The sequence below is a fragment of the Micromonospora sp. CA-263727 genome, assembly GCF_050942455.1.
GTDB lineage: Bacteria > Actinomycetota > Actinomycetes > Mycobacteriales > Micromonosporaceae > Micromonospora.
In genome coordinates this window covers 3,810,068-3,828,975 of sequence record NZ_CP192031.1, presented here as the reverse complement: position 1 = coordinate 3,828,975, position 18,908 = coordinate 3,810,068, and the positions used below count along the sequence as shown (strand labels likewise).

General features: G+C 72.2%; 18 protein-coding genes and 2 pseudogenes. 15 read left to right on the top strand and 5 right to left on the bottom strand.

All coding sequences use genetic code 11. The features are described 5' to 3' along the window. The first annotated feature begins 65 nt into the window (after positions 1-65). Positions 66-1,265: an RtcB family protein gene (locus ACQPYA_RS16845; protein ID WP_433528032.1), complete on the top strand. Its 1,200-nt coding sequence runs from the start codon at positions 66-68 to the stop codon at positions 1,263-1,265. Positions 1,266-1,430: 165 nt separating this feature from the next. Here ACQPYA_RS16845 and ACQPYA_RS16840 read toward each other — a convergent pair whose 3' ends face one another. Further along, positions 1,431-2,180: an NPP1 family protein gene (locus ACQPYA_RS16840; RefSeq protein ID WP_433528031.1), complete on the bottom strand. Its 750-nt coding sequence runs from the start codon at positions 2,178-2,180 to the stop codon at positions 1,431-1,433. 285 nt (positions 2,181-2,465) lie between these two features. Between ACQPYA_RS16840 and ACQPYA_RS16835 the strand changes: the two genes are divergently transcribed. From ACQPYA_RS16835 to ACQPYA_RS16825, 3 genes and pseudogenes are all read left to right on the top strand, one after another. Next, positions 2,466-3,338 (top strand): ion transporter, encoded by an 873-nt coding sequence (locus ACQPYA_RS16835; RefSeq protein WP_433528030.1) that lies wholly within the window; start codon positions 2,466-2,468, stop codon positions 3,336-3,338. Positions 3,339-3,694: 356 nt separating this feature from the next. After that, a pseudogene (locus tag ACQPYA_RS16830) lies at positions 3,695-4,054 on the top strand (snapalysin family zinc-dependent metalloprotease); the annotation flags it as partial. 66 nt (positions 4,055-4,120) lie between these two features. Then, positions 4,121-4,813 carry a S1 family peptidase gene (locus ACQPYA_RS16825; protein WP_433533520.1) on the top strand — a complete coding sequence of 231 codons (693 nt, stop codon included), beginning with the start codon at positions 4,121-4,123 and terminating at the stop codon, positions 4,811-4,813. 85 nt (positions 4,814-4,898) lie between these two features. Here the strand turns inward: ACQPYA_RS16825 and ACQPYA_RS16820 are convergent, their stop codons facing one another. Continuing rightward, the gene (locus ACQPYA_RS16820) at positions 4,899-6,104 is read right to left on the bottom strand and encodes an IS256 family transposase (RefSeq protein WP_433533476.1); all 1,206 of its coding nucleotides are present in this window, start codon (positions 6,102-6,104) and stop codon (positions 4,899-4,901) included. A 261-nt stretch (positions 6,105-6,365) separates the two neighbouring features. Between ACQPYA_RS16820 and ACQPYA_RS16815 the strand changes: the two genes are divergently transcribed. Continuing rightward, positions 6,366-7,394, top strand: coding sequence for a TRM11 family SAM-dependent methyltransferase (locus tag ACQPYA_RS16815; protein ID WP_433528029.1), 1,029 nt, complete (start codon positions 6,366-6,368; stop codon positions 7,392-7,394). 45 nt (positions 7,395-7,439) lie between these two features. On the opposite strand, the gene ACQPYA_RS16810 is transcribed toward ACQPYA_RS16815, so the two are convergent. Together ACQPYA_RS16810 and ACQPYA_RS16805 are read right to left on the bottom strand one after the other, a co-directional pair. After that, positions 7,440-9,164 (bottom strand): sulfatase, encoded by a 1,725-nt coding sequence (locus tag ACQPYA_RS16810; RefSeq protein ID WP_433528028.1) that lies wholly within the window; start codon positions 9,162-9,164, stop codon positions 7,440-7,442. Between the two features lie 23 nt (positions 9,165-9,187). Beyond that, positions 9,188-9,991: pseudogene (locus tag ACQPYA_RS16805) on the bottom strand (CDP-alcohol phosphatidyltransferase family protein); the annotation flags it as partial. Between the two features lie 94 nt (positions 9,992-10,085). Here ACQPYA_RS16805 and ACQPYA_RS16800 point away from each other — a divergent pair. The 8 genes from ACQPYA_RS16800 (at position 10,086) to ACQPYA_RS16765 (ending at position 16,970) form a co-directional block, all read left to right on the top strand. Continuing rightward, a complete protein-coding gene (locus ACQPYA_RS16800; protein ID WP_433528027.1) occupies positions 10,086-11,066 on the top strand; it encodes a zinc-dependent alcohol dehydrogenase in 981 nt (326 codons plus the stop codon). Positions 11,067-11,069: 3 nt separating this feature from the next. Then, positions 11,070-11,498 (top strand): 6-pyruvoyl trahydropterin synthase family protein, encoded by a 429-nt coding sequence (locus ACQPYA_RS16795; protein WP_433528026.1) that lies wholly within the window; start codon positions 11,070-11,072, stop codon positions 11,496-11,498. A 1-nt stretch (position 11,499) separates the two neighbouring features. Then, positions 11,500-12,537, top strand: coding sequence for a glycosyltransferase family 4 protein (locus ACQPYA_RS16790; protein ID WP_433528025.1), 1,038 nt, complete (start codon positions 11,500-11,502; stop codon positions 12,535-12,537). Between the two features lie 76 nt (positions 12,538-12,613). Beyond that, on the top strand, positions 12,614-13,438 hold the full coding sequence (locus ACQPYA_RS16785) for a class I SAM-dependent methyltransferase (RefSeq protein ID WP_433528024.1): 825 nt from the start codon (positions 12,614-12,616) through the stop codon (positions 13,436-13,438). A gap of 134 nt (positions 13,439-13,572) precedes the next feature. After that, positions 13,573-14,463 carry a lysylphosphatidylglycerol synthase domain-containing protein gene (locus ACQPYA_RS16780; RefSeq protein WP_433533519.1) on the top strand — a complete coding sequence of 297 codons (891 nt, stop codon included), beginning with the start codon at positions 13,573-13,575 and terminating at the stop codon, positions 14,461-14,463. An 11-nt stretch (positions 14,464-14,474) separates the two neighbouring features. After that, a complete protein-coding gene (locus tag ACQPYA_RS16775; protein WP_433528023.1) occupies positions 14,475-15,119 on the top strand; it encodes a GTP cyclohydrolase II in 645 nt (214 codons plus the stop codon). Continuing rightward, entirely contained in the window at positions 15,116-15,823 is a 708-nt protein-coding gene (locus tag ACQPYA_RS16770) for a RibD family protein (RefSeq protein ID WP_433528022.1), read from the top strand. Before ACQPYA_RS16775 ends, ACQPYA_RS16770 begins: the two co-directional genes overlap by 4 nt. Positions 15,824-16,265: 442 nt before the next feature. Next, the gene (locus ACQPYA_RS16765) at positions 16,266-16,970 is read left to right on the top strand and encodes a CBS domain-containing protein (RefSeq protein WP_433528021.1); all 705 of its coding nucleotides are present in this window, start codon (positions 16,266-16,268) and stop codon (positions 16,968-16,970) included. A gap of 198 nt (positions 16,971-17,168) precedes the next feature. Here the strand turns inward: ACQPYA_RS16765 and ACQPYA_RS16760 are convergent, their stop codons facing one another. Further along, positions 17,169-17,558, bottom strand: a complete 390-nt coding sequence (locus ACQPYA_RS16760) for a hypothetical protein (RefSeq protein ID WP_433528020.1) — start codon at positions 17,556-17,558, stop codon at positions 17,169-17,171. Positions 17,559-17,670: 112 nt separating this feature from the next. Between ACQPYA_RS16760 and ACQPYA_RS16755 the strand changes: the two genes are divergently transcribed. Both ACQPYA_RS16755 and ACQPYA_RS16750 read left to right on the top strand, forming a co-directional pair. Further along, entirely contained in the window at positions 17,671-18,525 is an 855-nt protein-coding gene (locus ACQPYA_RS16755; RefSeq protein ID WP_433528019.1) for a uridylate kinase, read from the top strand. Next, on the top strand, positions 18,462-18,908 hold the full coding sequence (locus tag ACQPYA_RS16750; protein WP_433528018.1) for a VOC family protein: 447 nt from the start codon (positions 18,462-18,464) through the stop codon (positions 18,906-18,908). Before ACQPYA_RS16755 ends, ACQPYA_RS16750 begins: the two co-directional genes overlap by 64 nt.

The window sequence follows — 18,908 nt, the reverse complement described above, 5'->3', positions numbered from 1 at the left end:
GTGATGTATCAGCGACCAGAGGTGCAAGACCGGCGGGCCGCTGCACGGACTTCAGGAGAGACACCATGGGTTTCAGCATGCTCGCGGGGACGCGGGCCCCGGTGCGGGTGTGGACCGACCCGTACGGTATCGAGCCGCAGGCCGCACGGCAGCTGCGCAACATCGGCGCGCTGCCGTGGGTGCAGGGCGTCGCGGTCATGCCGGACGTGCACTTCGGCAAGGGCGCCACGGTCGGCTCGGTCATCGCCATGCGGCAGGCCGTGTCGCCGGCCGCGGTCGGGGTGGACATCGGCTGCGGCATGTCGGCGGTGCGCACCTCGTTGACCGCCGAGAACCTGCCCGACGACCTCGCCGGGCTGCGGCGGGCCATCGAGGACGCCATCCCGGTGGGCTTCGCCCAGCGCGCCGACCCGGTGGACCCGCGCCGGGTCCGGGGCCTGGAGCAGCGCGGCTGGGACGACTTCTGGCGGCGCTTCACCGACCTCGACCGGCGGGTGGCGCAGCTGGAGACGCGGGCCCGGCGGCAGCTGGGCACCCTCGGTGGCGGCAACCACTTCATCGAGGTCTGCCTGGAGCAGGGCGGCGTCGACTCCGGTCGGGTCTGGCTGATGCTGCACTCCGGGTCACGCAACATCGGCAAGGAACTCGCCGAGCGGCACATCGCGGTGGCCCGCCGGCTGCCGCACAACGCCGACCTGCCCGACCGGGACCTGGCGGTGTTCCTCACCGGCACGCCGGAAATGGACGCCTACCGCCGGGACCTGTGGTGGGCGCAGGAGTACGCGCGGCGCAACCGCGCCGTCATGCTCGCCGTGCTGATGAACCTGGTGCGGGACCGGTTCCCGCAGGTCGGCTACGACGCGCCGATCAGCTGCCATCACAACTACGTATCCGAGGAGCACTACGAGGGGGTGGACGTGTTGGTCACTCGTAAGGGAGCGATCCGGGCGGGCCGCGGCGACCTGGGCATCATCCCGGGGTCGATGGGCACCGGCTCGTACATCGTGCGGGGCTCGGGCAACGAGTGGGGATACTGCTCGGCCTCGCACGGGGCGGGACGGCGGATGTCCCGGGCCCAGGCCAAGCGGACGTACAGCACCGCGGACCTGGCGGCGCAGACGTCCGGAGTGGAGTGCCGCAAGGACGCCGGGGTGGTCGACGAGATCCCCGGCGCGTACAAGGACATCACCGAGGTGATGGCGCAGCAGGAGGACCTGGTCGAGGTGGTCGCACACCTCAAGCAGGTGGTCTGCGTGAAGGGCTGACGACCCGACCGGCGCCCGCGGGGGCGGGCGCCGGTCGTACCTCCCGATGGCTCCCCGGCGTCGCGGTCTCCGCCAAGTCGGCGCGTTCGCCGAAGTCGGTCACCGGGTGGCCGTCCGGGCCTACCGCAGCCGGTGGGTCAGCTCGCCGCGCGATCTCCAATCCGCTCAACCGTACGGGTTGAACGGGATTCCGGCGGGCTTGGAGACGTTGAGCAGGTACTCGAACGAGCCGTCCTTGATCTTGATGGTGGCGGCGCCGAAGTTGGCCTCCATCAGCCGGGTGCGCAGCTCGATGCTGGGCCAGCCGTTCCAGTCCACCACCGGCGGGTAGTGCCAGGTGTGGTAGTGGTTCTCCGGCGGCTCGTCGTTGTTGTTGGCCAGCCGGAAGAAGTGCGTCGACGCGCCGTCCTTGTGGTAGACGACCTTGGGGTGGGTGCCGTCGAAGCGTACCTGCGCGCGGGGATAGGTGCGCTGGCTGCTGTGCTGGGTGGTGGTCACGTAGTCGACCTGGTTGGCTGCCTGGTTGACCCAGGAGATGACGTGTTCCCAGTCGTGCCGGTGGCCGCCGAGGCCGCTGCCGTGCACGGCCTGGTCCTTCTCGAAGTAGCTGGCGTAGACGATCGCGCACCAGCCGTTGTTGCACTTCGACCGGGCGTACGTCTGGGACTGGTCCAGGTCGGACCGGTCCCGGCAGTTGCCGTTGATGGCGCCGGTGGTGTTCAGGCCGCCGTTGATCGTGCCGTCCGGGCTGATCGCCGAGACGGCGTAGCAGCCGTCGGTGTCGTAGTCGTAGGCGGGGGAGAAGGACGACTCGTATCCTCCGGCGTTGTGCGGCAGGTTGGGCAGCGAGTCCGCGAAGGCCGCTGTCGCGGGGAGCATGACCCCGAGCGCGGCCAGCCCGGCCACGATCCGCACCCGGGCACGACGACGTAGGGTTGCTGGCCTTCGGGGGATCGACGCATCCTGCCCGGTTCGCTCAAATCGACGCATGGGTATCTATATCCCACGTGCCGGGCGTGTCGTCAACGCCGGACGCGAGGGAAGCTCATGAATTTTCCCGGGCGGGTCGGGGTGATCCGCGGCCCCCCGCGAGACGCCGCCTCGTGACCAGGCATTTGTCCTATGTGGGTGGTCTGGTCGCCCGGCCTGTCCGGGGATGTCATAGGCTGCCGTCCGGTTGGAAGCCGGTCGAGGAGATCCATGACGAGCGTTGCCCGCGGTCCTTCAGACCGGCTGGCCGTACGGTGCCGGGCCGTGGTCGACGCCTCCTGGTTCAACCTGGCCAGCTTCGCCGTGGTCATCGTCAACGCGCTGGCGCTGGGCCTGGAGACATACGGTGGCGTGGTCACGGCGCTCGGCACCGTGCTGCGCGCCGTCGAGTACGCCTGCCTGGTCCTGTTCGTCGTCGAGCTGCTGGTGCGGTTCGCCGCGCACGCGCCGGCCCCGGCCGGGTTCTTCCGGGACCGGTGGAACGTGTTCGACCTGCTGATCATCGCCGCGCCGTTGCTGCCCGGGGTGCGGGAGAACGTCACGCTGCTGCGGCTGCTGCGCCTGGCCCGGATCGTGCGCGCGTTCCGGCTCTTTCCGAGCCTGCGGGTGATCCTGGTCGGTATCCGGCGCAGCCTGCCCGGACTCGCCAGCTTCCTCCTGGTCACGGCGCTGCTGCTGTACGGGTACGCGATGCTGGGCTGGATGCTCTTCGGCGCCTCCTATCCCGAGCAGTACGGCACCGTGGGGCAGGCGATGCTGACGCTGTTCCTGCTGCTGTCGCTGGACGGCATCACCGACACGTTGCAGGAGGGCCGCGAGGTCACCGCCTGGGCGATCGGGTACTACGTCTCCTACATGGTGGCGGCCTGCTATCTGCTCACCAACCTGCTGGTCGGTCTGGTGCTGACCGCCCTACAGGAGGCACACGAGGCCGAGCAGGTCGCGGCGCTGCGCGCCGGCCACCCGCCGGCCGACGACGCCGACGACGAGCCGTCGGTACGCGAGCAGTTGGCCCGCGTACGGGCCATCATCAGCGACCTCGAACGGCGGCTGCCCGAGGAGAACGAACGGGTCCCACTCTGACGCGGCCAGCGTCACCGCAGTACGGGTCGCCGGTCGCGGCGCTGCCCTGCGCGGTGGTTTGCGCGGCGCTGCTCGGCGCGGCGGTCGCGGTGCCGGCGGGCAGCGCGGTGAACGCCACGACCGGGGCCGCCATGCTCCTTCGGAGGCTTCACCGGCGGGGTAACGCCCGGGTGACAGCGGTGGACGGTATGACACGTCCGCGATGACAGCTATCGAGGGTCGGCCATTAATATTCACGCACATCGATTGCGGCGTGTTGGTGCGCCGCGGAGCCCCCAGGGGAGTGCGTGATGATCCGACGACAACTGCTGCGCGCGGCCACCGCCGCGTTGGCGGCGGTGCTGGCCGCGACCGGGGTGCAGGTGGCCACCGCCGCCAGCGCCTCCGCCGCCCGGACCGTCTACTACGACGCCAGCCAGGCCGGAGAGTTCCGGACCAACTTCGACCAGGCCGCCCAGATCTGGAACAGCCGGGTCAGCAACGTCCGGCTGGTGCCCGGCACGCCCGCCAGCGTCACCATCCTGGTCGACAGCGGCTGGCCCCGGGCGCAGGTCACCGGGCTCGGCTCCGGCCGGATCTGGATGGGTTGGCAGGCGGTCAACGAGGGATACAACCGGACCCGGATCGCCAGCCACGAGTTCGGCCACATCCTCGGCCTGCCCGACCGGCGCACCGGCCTCTGCTCCGACCTGATGTCCGGCAGCAGCGCCCCGGTCTCCTGCACCAACGCCAACCCGAGCACGGCCGAGGCGACCCGGGTCAACCAACTCTTCGCGGGCAGCCTGAGCGTCGCCGGTGCCGCCGGCACGTACACCTGGACCGAGGACGCGGGCGTCGGCACGTTCGTGGTCGGTGGCCGGCCGGCCACCGAGAACTACCCGTGGCTGGTCTACACCTCCGGCTGCACCGGCACCCTGATCAAGGCCAACTGGGTGGTCACCGCCAAGCACTGTCCGACCCCCTCGTCGGTGCGGGTGGGTAGCACCAACCGCAGCAGTGGCGGCACGGTGGTCGGGGTGAGTCGGGCGGTCAACCACCCGACCATCGACGTCAAGCTGTTCCAGCTGTCCAACTCGGTCAGCTACGCCCCGGCGCCGATCCCGACCGACTCCGGCGCGGTCGGCACCGCCACCCGGATCATCGGCTGGGGTCAGACCTGCGCGCCCCGCGGCTGCGGTTCCGCGCCCACCGTGGCAAACGAGCTGGACACCTCGATCGTGGCCGACAGCCGGTGCAGCGGCATCAACGGCCCGTACGAGATCTGCACCAACAACACCAACGGCAACTCCGGCGCGTGCTACGGCGACTCCGGCGGCCCGCAGGTGCGCCGGATCAACGGTGTCTGGAACCTGATCGGCGCGACCAGCCGTGCGGGTAACAACAACTCCACCTGCGCCACCGGCCCCTCCATCTACGGCGACCTTTCCTCCATCCGCCCCTGGATCAACACCCAGGTCTCCGGCCTCCCCGCCTGACCCCACCCCACCCCTCTCACGCCGTTGATCATGCAGTTGTGGTGGGGAGTGTCAAGTTAACGGCTGATCTTGGTTGTTGAGGTGGTCAGTGGTTGGCCGGGGTGAGCCGGCCTTCGAAGGCGATCTGGAAGGCGTTCAGAGGTGCCTTCCAGCGCATGGTCCAGCGCCGGCGGCCCGCGCCGGTCGGGTCGAGGCTCATCAAGGCCATGTAGACGCACTTGAGTGCGGCTTGCTCGTTCGGGAAGTGGCCACGAGCTCGCACGGCCTTGCGGATACGGGCGTTGACCGACTCGATCGCGTTCGTGGAGCAGATGACCTTGCGGATCTCGACGTCGAAGGCGAGGAACGGTACGAACTCCGCCCAGGCGTTCTCCCACAGCTTCACGATCGCCGGATACTTACGGCCCCACGCCTCGGCGAACTCGAGGAACCGCTCGGTGGCGGCGTCCTCGGTCGGTGCGGTGTAGACCGGCCGCAGCGCTTTGGCGATCTTGTCCCAGTCCTGCCGGGCGGCGTAGCGGAACGAGTTGCGCAGCAGATGCACCACACACGTCTGCACGATTGTGCGCGGCCAGACCGTCTCCACCGCCTCCGGCAGTCCCTTGAGCCCGTCACAGACCAGCATGAGCACGTCGGCCACGCCGCGGTTCTTCAACTCGGTGAGCACGTGCAGCCAGTGCTTGGCGCCCTCGCCGCCGTCACCGGCCCAGATACCGAGGATGTCACGGTGGCCGTCGACGGTGACCGCCATGGCCAGGTAGATCGGCCGGTTCGCGACCTGCCCGTCCCTGATCTTGACGTTGATGGCATCGATGAACACGACCGGATACACCCGGTCCAGGGGCCGGTTCTGCCACTCCGCCATGCCGTCCATGACCTTGTCCGTGATCGTGGAGATGGTCTGCTTGGACACCTCAGCGCCGTAGACCTCGGCCAGGTGCGCGGCGATCTCCCCGTGGGTCAGGCCCTTAGCAGACAGCGACAGCACCATGTCGTCGACACCGGTCAGGCGCCGCTGCCGCTTACGCACGATCTGCGGCTCGAACGTCCCCGCCGCGTCGCGTGGGACCCGCACCTCGACCGGCCCGACGTCGGTGAGCACCGTCTTGGTCCGGCTGCCGTTACGGGTGTTCCCGCTACCCCGACCCGCCGAGTCATGCCTGTCGTAGCCGACGTGGTCGGTGATCTCCCCGTCCAACGCCGATTCGAGGACCCGCTTCGTCAACTGCTGCAGCAGCCCGCCCTCGCCGGTCAGCTTCAGCCCGTCCCCACGAGCCCGATCGACCAGCATCGCGATCAACTGCTCATCCGTGACCGCACCCACCGGCCCCACGGCCGGCTGTCCCACGGTGGCCTCGGTCGTCATCTGGCGTCTCTCCCTTGATCGGTCAATCAGCCGTTATTTGTACAGTCCCTTGTGGTGCCCGAAAGCTGGTGTTCACGGCTTTTGCGGGGCACCACAACTGCATGATCGGCGGGGGCGGGGGCGGGGGCGGGGTGGGGGCGCGGTGGGGGCGGGGTGGGATAGTGGGTGGTTGTGGAGCGGTATGGGGTGTTGATTCTGCCGGCTAGTAACCGGGTGTACGCGGGGGCGTCGGTCGAGTTGACGCGGGCGGAACTGGAGATCTTCGGTGGCGCGGTGCTCGGGGGGCGGATCGGGGAGGTGGCGACCGCCGATATCGGTGGGGCGCGTTATGTGACGTTCGAGGTCGAGGGTGGGCTGGGCGAGCGGGACGCGGCGCTGCTGGGCAACCTCTCCAGCGCGTACGCGTTGTTCGAGTTCGTCGGCGACCTGCTGCGGCCGGTGCCGTTGAGCCGGCTGGACCGGTTCGACGACGACCTGATCACCATCCAGAAGTACCCGGGCAAGACCAACGAGCAGTTCACCAAGCTGCTGCTCAACGTCACCCTGCTCGCCTCGGACTGGGCCGGTGACCTGCTCAGCCGGCGGTTCCGGGTGCTCGACCCGCTCTGCGGCCGGGGCACCACCGTCAACCAGGCGATGATGTACGGCTTCGACGCCGCCGGGGTGGACCGGGACAGCAAGGACTTCGAGGCGTACCAGGCGTTCCTCACCACCTGGCTCAAGCGCAAGCGGATCAAGCACCGGGTGCTGGAGTCCGGGCCGGTGCGCCGGGAACGCAAGGTGGTCGGCCGGCGGCTGCGGCTGGAGGTGGCCGCCACCAAGGAGGCGCAGAAGGCCGGCGACGTGCAGTCGGTGGACGTGGTCAACGCCGACACCACCCGGGCCGGCGAGTTCTTCCGCCCGGAGACGGTCGACGTGGTGGTGGCCGACGCGCCGTACGGCGTGCAGCACGGCAGCCGTACCGCCGAGACCGGCCTGGCCCGCGACCCGCTCGCGCTGCTCACCGCCGCCGTGCCGGGCTGGGCGCGGCTGCTGCGCCCCGGCGGCGCCCTCGGCATCTCCTGGAACACCAACGTGGCCCGGCGCGAGGCCGCCGCCGAGCGGCTGGCCGAGGCCGGCCTCACCGTCCTCGACACCGGCCCCTGGCGCGCCCTCTCGCACCGCGTCGACCAGGCCATCGTCCGCGACATCCTGGTGGCCCAGAAACCCGCCTAGCTTCGTGTCGAGGTCCTCGGTCGGGCCGAGGACCTCGACACCGGGCTAACGGGTCCGGGCCTGGGGACGGGCGGTGGTGGGGCCGAAGGCGGTGAGGAAACGGTCGCGAAAGGAGTCCATCGGCCAGACCGGGGCGTTCGCGTCGGGGGTGAGCCCGTCCTGCCAGCCCCAGTCGGCGATCCGCTCCAGCACCGCCGGGTCCTTGGCGATGAGGTGGATCGGCACGTCCGCGCTGGGATTCTCACCGGTGACCACCGGCGCGGGCTGGTGGTCACCGACGAAGACCAGCACGGTGTCGTCGTCGCCGTAGGTCTCCAGGTAGGAGATGAGGGTACGCACCGTGTAGCTGATCGAGTGCCGGTAGCCGGTGCGGGCCTGGGCGGTCGGGGTGCCGATGATGCCGTGGCGGAACACCTCGCCGTCGTCGATGTCGTCCCAGTCGACCAGGGAGGGCACCTTGGTCCAGGGGGAGTGGCTGGAGACCAGCGCCAGTTCGGCCATCACCGGCCGGTCCCGCGGCCCGACCCGCTCCCGCTGGTGGAACGTGTGGATGGCGAACTGGTCGGGCATCGGGGCGAAGGCGAACTTCGGGCCCTGGTAGCCCATGTCGGGCCCGCTGTAGAACTGCTCGTAGCCGTAGAACTTCCCCTCCGGCCAGGCCTGGTTCACCGCCGGCATCACCCCGACGGTACGCCAGGAGGCGCGCTGGAAGGCTTCGCCGAGGGTGAAGCGGTCGCTGGCGAGCAGACTCTTGTGCCGCTGGTTGTTGTCGATCCACAGCCCGGACAGCAGGGTGGCGTGCGCCAGCCAGCTGCCTCCGCCGACGGTCGGCGAGGTGAGGAACCCGCTGCGGGAGGCGAAGCCGGCCGCGCTCAACCGGTCGGCACCCTCGTCCAGCACCCGCTGGACGGAGGCGAACTCGGGATCGGAGACCGCGTCCCGGCCGTAGCTCTCCACGAAGGCGAGCAGCACGTCCTTGCCGCGCAGCCCGGTCAGCAACTCGTCGCCGGGCACGTCGCGGAACGGGTCCACCCCGACCTCGGCGGCGAACGCCTCGCGGTCGTTGAGCCGTTCGCGGACCTCGGCGGCGTGGTCGTGGACGAGGGCGCTGGCGTTGGTGTCGGCCACCAGGACGCCGGTCACGATCCGGGCCTCGAAGGCGGCCAGCAGCACCCAGACCACCACCAGCGACGCGACGACCCGGGTGGCGCCCGTGCGGTGCCGGGCCAGCAACCGGGACAGCCGCACCGTGGAGAGCGCGGTCAGCACGGGTACGACCAGCAGCACCAGCCCGAGGCCCAACGCGATGCCGATCGCGCCGGGCCGCCCGATCGACTCGGCCACGAAGGTGAACGCCTCGTCGAGCAGGGACCAGTCCAGCACCAGGTCGAACGGGCGACCCAGCGACGAGTAGAAGCCCAGGTCGCCGACCTTCACCACGGCGACGAGTCCGATCAGCACCCCGGACGCCGCCGCCACCACCCGCCGTGGCCGGCCGGGCAGCGCGAGCAGCAGCGCGACGAGCAGCAACGCCTCCAGCGGGATACGGAGGAACGCGCCGGGCTGCATCCGCCAGGGCTGGTTGGGCAGGGTCAGCGCGGCCAGCACCAGCGCGGCGGCCAGCGCCGTCACCACCCGGGCCGCGATGGTCCGCCGCCGACTCCGACCGGGCTGCTCGCCCGTCCCGGGTCCGGTCGGCGTCAAGTCGCCCGACCCGATCGGCGCGTTCGTGGTCTCGTCGGTGCCCGGGGCGGGCGTTGAGATCGACAACTGGTTCTCCCGGGTCAGCGCAGCGACAGTACGGGCGCGGTCGGCAGCTCGCGGTCCCCGCCCCGGTCGGCCCGCCGAACGCCGATCGGCACGGTCGGCATGGTCGGTACGACCAGCGCCGGCACGCTCGGCGCCGGCCGGTGCCGCCACAACCAGACGACGTCCCGCCCGAACGACTCGACCAGCAGGCCGACCGCCGCCACCAGCACCAGCGTCGTCAACAGGCCGGGCAGCACCTGGGACGCGGCGACCGCGAGCATGATTCCCTGAACCGCGGCGACCACCTTACGCCAGTAGCGCGGCGGCAGTTGCGCGTCCATCCAGGGCAGCACCCAGCTGGCGGCGAGGAAGGCGTACCGCATGCCACCGATGGCGAGCACCCAGACCCCGACCGACGGGGCGACGTAGAGGCTCAGCATCAGCACCAGGAACGAGTCGACCTCCATGTCGAACCGGGCGCCCAGGGCGCTGACCGTCCTGGTCCGTCGGGCCACCTTGCCGTCGACGGCGTCGAGCGTCAGCGCCACCGTGGTCAGCGCGACCAGCGCCACCACCGGCGCGGGACGGCCGGCGACCAGGGCATCGGTCACCAGCGCGGTCACCGCGCCGACCAGCAGCCCGCGGCCCATCGTCACCCAGTCGGCCGGGCCGAGCCGGGCCGAACCGGCGCGCCGCAGGCCCCGGATCAGCGCCAGGCAGGTCACGGTGCCGTACGCCAGGCCGGCCAGCCCGCCCGCGACGCCGAGACCGACCGTCGCGGCGAGCCCCGCCAGCAGGGCAATCTGGACGATCAGTCCGATTTGCGGACCGGTTCGAACTGTGGACACCGTGCCTCCGTGTTTATGATCGACGACCCCTGCCAGGGAAGTACGGAAAACATGACGGATCGGTTCGGTCCGGACGCAGGTGAGGAGAAAATCGGTGACCCGAGCGGCCCGCGCCTTCTGGCTCCGCGCCCCCGGCGTGGGCGAGATCCGCCCGGTCACGCTGCCCGAGCCGAGCGCCGACGAGGTCCTCGTCCGCAGCCGCTACTCCGGGGTCAGCCGGGGCACCGAGACGCTGGTCTTCACCGGTGGCGTGCCGGCCAGCCAGTACGCGACGATGCGCGCCCCGTTCCAGGAGGGCGACTTCCCGGCCCCGGTCAAGTACGGGTATCTCAGCGTCGGCGAGGTCGAGCAGGGCCCGGCCCACCTGCGCGGGCGGACGGTGTTCTGCCTGTACCCGCACCAGAGCGCGTACCTGGTGCCGGCCGACGCCGTGACCGTGGTGCCGGACGGGGTGCCGGCGGCCCGCGCGGTGCTGGCCGGCACGGTGGAGACCGCGGTCAACGCGCTCTGGGACGCCGCGCCGCTGGTCGGCGACCGGGTCAGCGTGGTCGGCGGCGGCATGGTCGGCTGTGCCGTGGCGGCGCTGCTGGCCCGGTTCCCCGGCGTCCGGGTGGAGCTGGTCGACACCGACCCGGCCCGCGCCGAGGTGGCCGCCGCGCTCGGCGTCGACTTCGCCGCGCCCGAGACCGCCTCCGGCGGACGCGACCTCGTGGTGCACGCCAGCGCCACCGGCGCCGGGCTGCAACGCGGCCTGGACCTGCTCGCGCCCGAGGGCACGGTGCTCGAACTGAGCTGGTACGGCGACCGGCCGGTGCAGCTGTCGCTGGGCGCGGCGTTTCACTCCGGACGGCTCACCATCCGCAGCAGCCAGGTCGGCCGGGTCGCCCCCGCCCGGCGGGACAGCCGCAGCTACGCCGACCGGCTGGCGCTCGCCCTCGACCTGCTGGCCGACCCGGTGTTCGACGCGCTGATCACCGGGCGCTCGCCGTTCGCGGAGCTGCCCGACGTGCTCACCCGCCTCAGCGCCGGCAGCCTGCCCGCACTGTGCCACCTCATCACCTACGACGGGGAGTGATCCGTGTTCAGCGTGACCGTCCGTGACCACATCATGGTCGCCCACAGCTTCCGCGGCGAGGTCTTCGGCCCCGCCCAACGGCTGCACGGCGCGACGTTCGTCGTCGACGCCACCTTCCGCCGCCCCGACCTCGACGACGACGGCATCGTGGTCGACATCGGGCTCGCCACCGAGCAGCTCAAGGCGGTGCTCGGTGAGCTGAACTACCGCAACCTCGACGACGAGCCCGCCTTCGCCGGCACGAACACCACCACCGAGGTGCTGGCCCGGACCATCGCCGACCGGCTCGCCGACCGGGTGCACGCCGGTGGCTTCGGCGCCGGCGCCCACGGACTGGCCGGGATCACGGTCACCCTGCACGAGTCGCACGTCGCCTGGGCCAGCTACGAACGGGCGCTCGGGCCGGGCGGCGCCGGCGAGAACCTCGCCTGAGGTGTCGACCCTGCATGTGATCCTGCCCGGCGACATCGACGACCCGGCCTCGCCCAGCGGCGGGAACGGCTACGACCGGCGGATCTGCACCGGGCTCACCGCCGCCGGCTGGCCGGTACGGGAACACTCCGTGCCGGGTGGCTGGCCCCAACCGTCCGCGGCGGAACGGGCCGCCCTGGCCGGGCTGCTCGCCGGGCTGCCCGACGACGCGCTGGTGCTGATCGACGGCCTGGTCGCCTCGGTGGTGCCGGAGGCACTGGCCGCGCACGCCCGGCGGCTGCGCCTGGTCGCCCTGGTGCACCTGCCGCGCGACGACGACACCGAGGCACGGGCGTTGGCCGCCGCCACCGCCGTCATCGCCACCAGCGACTGGACCCGCGACCAACTGCTGCGCCGGTACGCGCTGCCCGCCGGCCGGGTGCACGTCGCCGCGCCGGGGGTGGATCCGGCGTCGCCCGCGTCGGGCTCACCGGCCGGCTCGGCGCTGCTCTGCGTCGCCGCGGTCGCCACCCACAAGGGACACGACGTGCTGGTGGAGGCCCTCGCCGCGGTCACCGACCGGCGCTGGACGTTGACCTGTGCCGGCCCGCTGCACCGGGAACCGGCGTTCGTCGACCGGCTCGGCGAGCGGATCGCCGCCCACCGGCTCGGCGACCGGGTGCGGCTGGCCGGCCCGCTGGCCGGTGACCGGCTCGCCGCCGCGTACGCCGCCGCCGACCTGCTGGTGCACCCCTCGCGCGGGGAGACGTACGGGATGGTGGTCACCGAGGCCCTGGCCCGCGGCATCCCGGTGCTCGCCTCGGCGGTCGGCGGCCTGCCCGACGCCCTCGGCCGCACGGCCCCGGACGGCCGGCCCGGCCTGCTGGTGCCGCCCGGAGACCCGGAGGCCCTGGCGGCGGCGCTGCGCCGCTGGCTGGACGATCCGGGACTGCGCGAGCGCCTGCGTCGCGCCGCCCGCGGCCGGCGGGCCACCCTCCAGGACTGGACGACCACCACCGACCGGATCACGACGGCCCTCAAGGAGGCGATGGCGGCATGACCGAGCGGCAGCGAGCGAATCATCAATATGGTGCGGGAAACGCTCAGGCCGACGCCGAGCGGAGCGAGGTGACGGCATGACCGTGGATCTTCCGCCCGATTTCGCGCAGTGGCTCGCGCTGCGGGAACCCGCCGACGTGGCGGCCCGGTCGACGGACCTGGTCGACACGCTCCGCGCGGGGCTGACCGGCGCCGGACCGTTCGTCGTGCACGACCTCGGCGCCGGCACCGGCTCGCTGGGCCGCTGGCTGGCCCCGCTGCTGCCCGGGCCGCAGCACTGGATCCTCCACGACCAGGACCCGGACCTGCTGGCCCGGGCCCGGGCGGGGATGCCCGCCACCGCCGCCGACGGCGCCCCGGTGACGGTGCAGACGCGTTCGGGCGACCTGACCCGGCTGACCGCCGCCGAGTTGGCCGACGCCGCGCTGGTCACCGCCTCGGCCCTGCTCGACATGCTGACCGCCGAGGAGGTCGACCAACTGGTCGCGGCCTGTGCCAAAGCCGGCTGCCCGACGCTGTTCCTGATCTCGGTGACCGGCACGGTGCGGCTCACCCCGGCCGACCCGCTGGACACCGAGATCGCCGACGCGTTCAACGCCCACCAGCGGCGTACCACGGGCGGTCGCCGGCTGCTCGGGCCGGACGCGGCCGACGCCTGTGTCGCGGCGTTCGCCCGGCACGGGGTGACCGTGCAGACGCGGCCCAGCCCGTGGCGGCTCGGGCCGGAGCAGTCCGCGCTGGCGGCGCAGTGGTTCGCCGGCTGGCTCGACGCGGCCTGCGAGCAACGCCCCGAGCTGACCGACCGTACCCGCGAGTACGCGCAGCGTCGACGGGCCGAACTCGACGCCGGCCGGCTCGATGTCCTGGTCGACCACGCTGACCTGCTCGCCCTGCGTCGTTGAACCGTCGGCCGCCCGGGTACGTGCGTACAGTCAGGGAAGATCGCCATGCCGGGGAGGCTTGCGTGGGGGATGAAGCTGGTGGCGCCGTCTCCACGGCTGCCCCGGCGGGTCGCTCGTTCTGGGGGTGGGCGCGACTGGCCCTGGGGCTCGCCGTGCTCGTGGGATTGTTGTGCTGGCTGGGCACCGGCCCGTTCCTGGCCGGACTGCGCCTGATCGACGCGCCCGCGCTGGCCGCCGCGCTCGCCATCGGCCTGCTCACCACGGTCTGCGCCGCCTGGCGGTGGAGCCTGGTCGCGGGTGGCCTCGGGGTCCGGCTGCCGCTGCGCGACGCGGTGGCGCACTGCTACCGGGCGGTGTTCCTCAACGCCACGCTGCCCGGCGGGATCCTCGGTGACGTGCACCGCGCGGTCCGCCACGGCCGGGACGTCGGCGACGTCGGCCGCGGCATCCGGGCGGTGGTGTGGGAACGGGTCGCCGGGCAGGTCGTGCTGGTCGCTGTCGCGGTGGTGCTGCTGTTTGCCTTCCCGTCGCCGGTGCGGCCGTACCTGCCGGTCGCCACCGCGGTGGCGGTCGCGCTGCTGGCCGGCGTGGTGCTGACCGCCCGGCTGCTGCCACACTCCGGCGCGTCGCGGTGGGCCCGCGCGCTCGGCACGGCCGTGTCCGACGTACGCAGCGGGCTGCTGGCCCGACGTACCTGGGCCGGTGTGCTGCTCGCCTCCGCGCTCGCGGTCGCCGGGCACCTCGCGACGTTCCTGGTGGCCGCCCGGACGGCCGGCTCCACCGCCCCGCTGAGCCTGCTCCTGCCGCTGACCCTGCTGGCCCTGCTCGCGATGGGGGTGCCGGCCAACGTCGCCGGGTTCGGCCCCCGCGAAGGGGTGGCCGCCTGGGCGTTCGCCGCCGCCGGTCTGACCGCCGCCGAGGGGGTGGCCACCGCGACGGTGTACGGGGCACTGGTGCTCGTCGCGAGCCTGCCCGGAGCCGCCGTGCTGCTGGCCCGACGTGTCCGTGTACCCGCCACCGTCTGACGAGGAGACCCATGTCCGAAACACTGCCTGTCGCCACCATCCGGACGCAGGTCACCGTGCCGCTGCGGTTCTCCGACGGCTACGCCACCACCGCCCGGCTGTTCACCTTCGACGGGCTGGTCGACGGCCGGGAACACGTCGCGTTCGCCCTCGGTGAGGGCGACGGCAGCGCCGAGCGGGGCGCGGCGGCGCCGCTGGTCCGCCCGCACAGCGAGTGCCTCACCGGTGACGTGTTCGGCAGCCAGCGTTGCGACTGCGGCCCGCAACTGCGCGAGGCGGTACAGCGGATCGCCGAGGCCGGCGGCTACCTGCTCTATCTGCGGCAGGAGGGTCGCGGCATCGGCCTGTACGCCAAGCTCGACGCGTACGCGTTGCAGGACGCCGGTCTGGACACCTACGAGGCCAACGTCGCGCTCGGCCACGACGAGGACGAACGCGACTACACCGTGGCCGCGCAGATGCTCGCCGCGCTCGGCGTCGGGCCGATCGCGGTGCTCAGCAACAACCCGGAGAAGACCGAGCAGCTGAGCCGGCTCGGGGTGACCGTGACCGAGCAGGTGCCCACCGGCGTCTTCCTCTCCCCGGCCAACGCCGACTATCTCGCGGCGAAGGCCAGCCGCGCCGCCCGCGCCGCCGACCTCCCGTTCGTCCGATGACCGGCCTACCGGCGCCCCAGCGGCCGTACGTGCTGCTCAGCTGCGCGACCTCGATCGACGGCTACATCGACGACGCCACCGACGAGCGGCTGCTGCTCTCCAACGAGGCGGACCTCGACCGGGTCGACGCGGTCCGCGCCGGCTGCGACGCGATCCTCGTGGGCGCCGGCACGGTCCGCCGCGACGACCCCCGGCTGCTGGTCCGCTGCGCCCACCGCCGGGCCGACCGGGTATCCCGGGGCCTGCCGGAATCTCCCCTGCGGGTGACCGTGACCGGCTGCGGCGACCTGGACCCGGGCGCCCGGTTCTTCACCGTGGGCGACACCGACCGGATCGTCTACTGCGCCGGCGGGGCGCTGGAGAAGACCCGGCACCGGCTGGGCGACCTGGCCACGGTGGTCGACGCCGGCGACCCGGTCGACCTGGCGCGGGCCCTGGCCGACCTCGCCGACCGGGGGGTGTGCCGGCTGCTGGTGGAGGGGGGCGCGCAGGTGCACGGCCAGTTCCTCGCCGCGGGGCTCGCCGACGAACTGCACCTGGTGGTGGCCCCCTTCTTCGTCGGGGACCGGCGGGCCCCACGCTTCGTCGGCGACGGCCGGTTCCCGTGGCATCCGGGGCGGCGGGCCCAGGTGGTGGAGGCTCGCCAGATCGGCGACGTGGTGCTCACCCGCTACGCCCTCTCGGAGCGCTGCGAGCCGGCTTGAACACCTGTGGCAGGTGCATGATCGATACGACGGGAGCACGGTTCATGTCGCATGTGCGACGTTTCGACCACGTCGGCATCACGGTCGCGGATCTCGATGTGGTGACCGCCTTCTTCGTGGCCACGTCGTCGGCTCCACGGAACAGTTCGTGTACGGCCTCGACCTGCTCGTCGCCGGGATCCAGGTGGAGAGCGAAAGCCGCAGCCGAAAGCTCACGTCATCCCGCCTGACGCCGGCACGCTCGATCAGTCGCGAATCCGGGGCGGGCCGGACCGATGGGGGGCCGGCCTGGATGCGGAGCAGGTGCGGGCCTGCGGGCACCGTAGGGCCATGGTGCCCGGGATCGGGTGGCCAGAGGTCCCGCCGGGTGGGGCCCGCCGGCGCTGACCCGACCCGGCGCGTACGCCATAGCGTGGGTACCGAGCCGGCAGAGGAGGGTGTGATGAGGGCCTGGCAGGTAGGCGACGTGATGACCCGGGACGTCGCCACGGTGGTGGAGCGGACACCGTACCGGAAGATCGTGGATGTGCTCGCGGACCGGCGGGTGAGCGCCGTTCCTGTGGTCGACGACTTCGGGCATGTGCGGGGTGTGGTGTCCGAGGCGGATCTGCTGCACAAGGTGGAATGGATGGGTGAGCCGGACGAGCGGCGCATCTTCGAGCGGCCGAGGCGGCGTCAGGCTCGGCGCAAGGGCGAGGCGGGGATCGCGCGGGATCTGATGTCGACGCCCGCCGTGACCACCTTCCCGCACACCTCTCTGGTGGCCGCCGCGAAGCTGATGGACCGCGAGCACGTCAAGCGCCTGCCGGTGGTGGACGACCTCGGCCGGATCGTGGGCATCGTGACCCGTGGTGACCTGCTGAGCGTGCACCTGCGCCCGGACGCCGACATCCGCGACGACGTGGTCCAGGAGGTGCTGCGCCGGGTGCTCGCGGTACGCGACGGCACGGTCCGGGTCGAGGTGAGCGACGGCGTCGTCACCATGACCGGGAAACTGGACCAGCGTTCGGCGGTCGACATCGCGGGGCGGCTCGCCGCGCGGGTCAGCGGGGTCGTCGAGGTGGTCAACGAACTGCGCTACGACTTCGACGACACGCTCCTGCCCGGCGCCCCGTCATTTCCCGTACAACCGACCAGGATCGGCTGACCCGCCCGGCGGGGAGGTCATGGCCGTCGGCGCGGCGGGAGAGCGAGGGCTGGCGCGGTCCGTCGCCGGCGCGGACGAGCAGCGTCTCGATCCCCGACCGCCCCTGCCGGAGATGCGCGGCGGGCCGGCGGATGGGGCCCGGGTGAGCCGCCAACGGCGGTCGTCGGTCGCGTCCGTCGCGCGGTCTCCCGAGATGGCTCAGGCGGCGACGGCGCGCAGGTTGTACTGCTCGACGCCGCGGGCCGCGGACAGCGCACCGCCGGCCAGGTAGACGAGCCAGGTCAGCGGCATGGTGACGAGGCCCACGACGACGAAGACGAGGAGGAAATTGATCCAGAACAGCACCCAGAACGAGACCATGAGGACCACGCCGGTGACGATCCGGCCGGCGTAGATGTTGCCCACGCCGAAGATGCCGAAGAGCCCGAGGACCAACTCCAGCGCCACGGCGGCACCGGTCGACTTTGCGGGCGCGACCAGGACCGCCGGCGGGTAGTAGGTCGGCGGCGGGCCGTACTGGGCCGGGACCGGCAGGCTGCCCGACACGTCGTGGTGCTGCGGCTGGTAGGGGTCGTGGTAAGTCACCATGCCAGTGTCGCCGAGGGACACCACCACGTCACCCTCCGGTCGGCCCCGGCGGGAAGATCGACGGCGCGCTCCGGGGGTTGCGCCGTACGGCGGCATCGGGCAGAAGGAACGGGTGGGGCACGTGGAGCAGCGGGCGATGACGCGGGCCGACCTGCTCACCCGTCTCGCCGAGTTGATCGTGGCGCGGCGGCCGGCGCACACGCTGCGGGTGGCGATCGACGGGCCGGACACGGCCGGCAAGAGCACCCTCGCGGCGGAACTGGGCGGACGGTTGGCGGGCGTACGCGAGACGATCCTGGCCAGCGTCGATGGCTTCCACCGGCCACGGCGGCTGCGCTATCGGCGGGGCAGCCTCTCCCCGGAGGGCTACTACGAGGATTCCTTCGACCATGACGCGCTGGTCCTGTCGCTGCTGCGGCCGCTCGGGCCGGGCGGTAGCGGCCACTACCGGACGGCGGTGTTCGACCATCGCGGCGACACGGAACGCGTCGAGCCGACCCGGCACGCCGGCGAGGGTGCGGTCCTGCTGTTCGACGGGATCTTCCTGCTCCGCCCCGGCCTGCGGGACTTCTGGGACCTGAGCATCTACCTGGAGGTCAGCCCGGACGTGGCGGTGCGGCGCGCGTTGACCCGGGACGTGGAACTGTTCGGCACCGTGGAGACCGTCCGGGAGCGGTACCGGCGGCGGTACCTGCCGGCGCAGCGGCTCTACCGGGCCGAGGCGTCCCCGACCGTACGGGCGGATGTCGTGATCGACAACGACGACCCGCTTCGACCCGGGCTGCGTAGGTGGCCGTCCGGCCCCGCTCGGGTGACCCGTCGGCGAACCCGACCGGAAGGCTGCGGCGGGTGTGCGGGCGCCGTCAGTGGGTACGCCCCGGCTTTCGACATCGGGAGGCGGGGATGGCCGACGAGGCGCCGGACTACTTCCAGCCAGCGGGCGGGATGGTGCTCACCCATCTGCTGATCGTGCGGGACGTGGACCGTTCGCGGGACTTCTACCGGCAGGTGCTGGGCGCGACGGTGGTGCGGGAACGGCAGCCGGCGATCCTGCGCTTCCACAACAGCTACATCGTGATCAACGACGAGGGTGGCCCCACCGACGACAAGCCGACCGTACGGGCCCAGGCGCCGCCGGATCCGGACACGCTCAGCGGCGCGATCAACATCCGGGTCACCGACGTGCACGCGGTCTACCGGCAGTGGCGGTCGCGCGGCGGGGAGTTCCTGACCGAGCCGAAGGACCACGGTGTGGAGATCCGCTGCTACCTGCGGGACCCGGACGGCTACCTGATCGAGGTCGGTCAGGCGAGCGGGATCCTCGCCGAACAGGGCCGAGCCGCGGCCTGA

Coding starts and splice junctions, on each gene's coding strand:
- ACQPYA_RS16845 (WP_433528032.1), top strand. CDS start 66: ATGGGTTTCAGCATGCTCGCGGGGACGCGGGCCCCGGTGCGGGTGTGG.
- ACQPYA_RS16835 (WP_433528030.1), top strand. CDS start 2,466: ATGACGAGCGTTGCCCGCGGTCCTTCAGACCGGCTGGCCGTACGGTGC.
- ACQPYA_RS16820 (WP_433533476.1), bottom strand. CDS start 6,104: ATGCTGGTCGATCGGGCTCGTGGGGACGGGCTGAAGCTGACCGGCGAG.
- ACQPYA_RS16785 (WP_433528024.1), top strand. CDS start 12,614: ATGACCGTGGATCTTCCGCCCGATTTCGCGCAGTGGCTCGCGCTGCGG.
- ACQPYA_RS16775 (WP_433528023.1), top strand. CDS start 14,475: ATGTCCGAAACACTGCCTGTCGCCACCATCCGGACGCAGGTCACCGTG.
- ACQPYA_RS16770 (WP_433528022.1), top strand. CDS start 15,116: ATGACCGGCCTACCGGCGCCCCAGCGGCCGTACGTGCTGCTCAGCTGC.
- ACQPYA_RS16765 (WP_433528021.1), top strand. CDS start 16,266: ATGAGGGCCTGGCAGGTAGGCGACGTGATGACCCGGGACGTCGCCACG.
- ACQPYA_RS16760 (WP_433528020.1), bottom strand. CDS start 17,558: ATGGTGACTTACCACGACCCCTACCAGCCGCAGCACCACGACGTGTCG.
- ACQPYA_RS16750 (WP_433528018.1), top strand. CDS start 18,462: ATGGCCGACGAGGCGCCGGACTACTTCCAGCCAGCGGGCGGGATGGTG.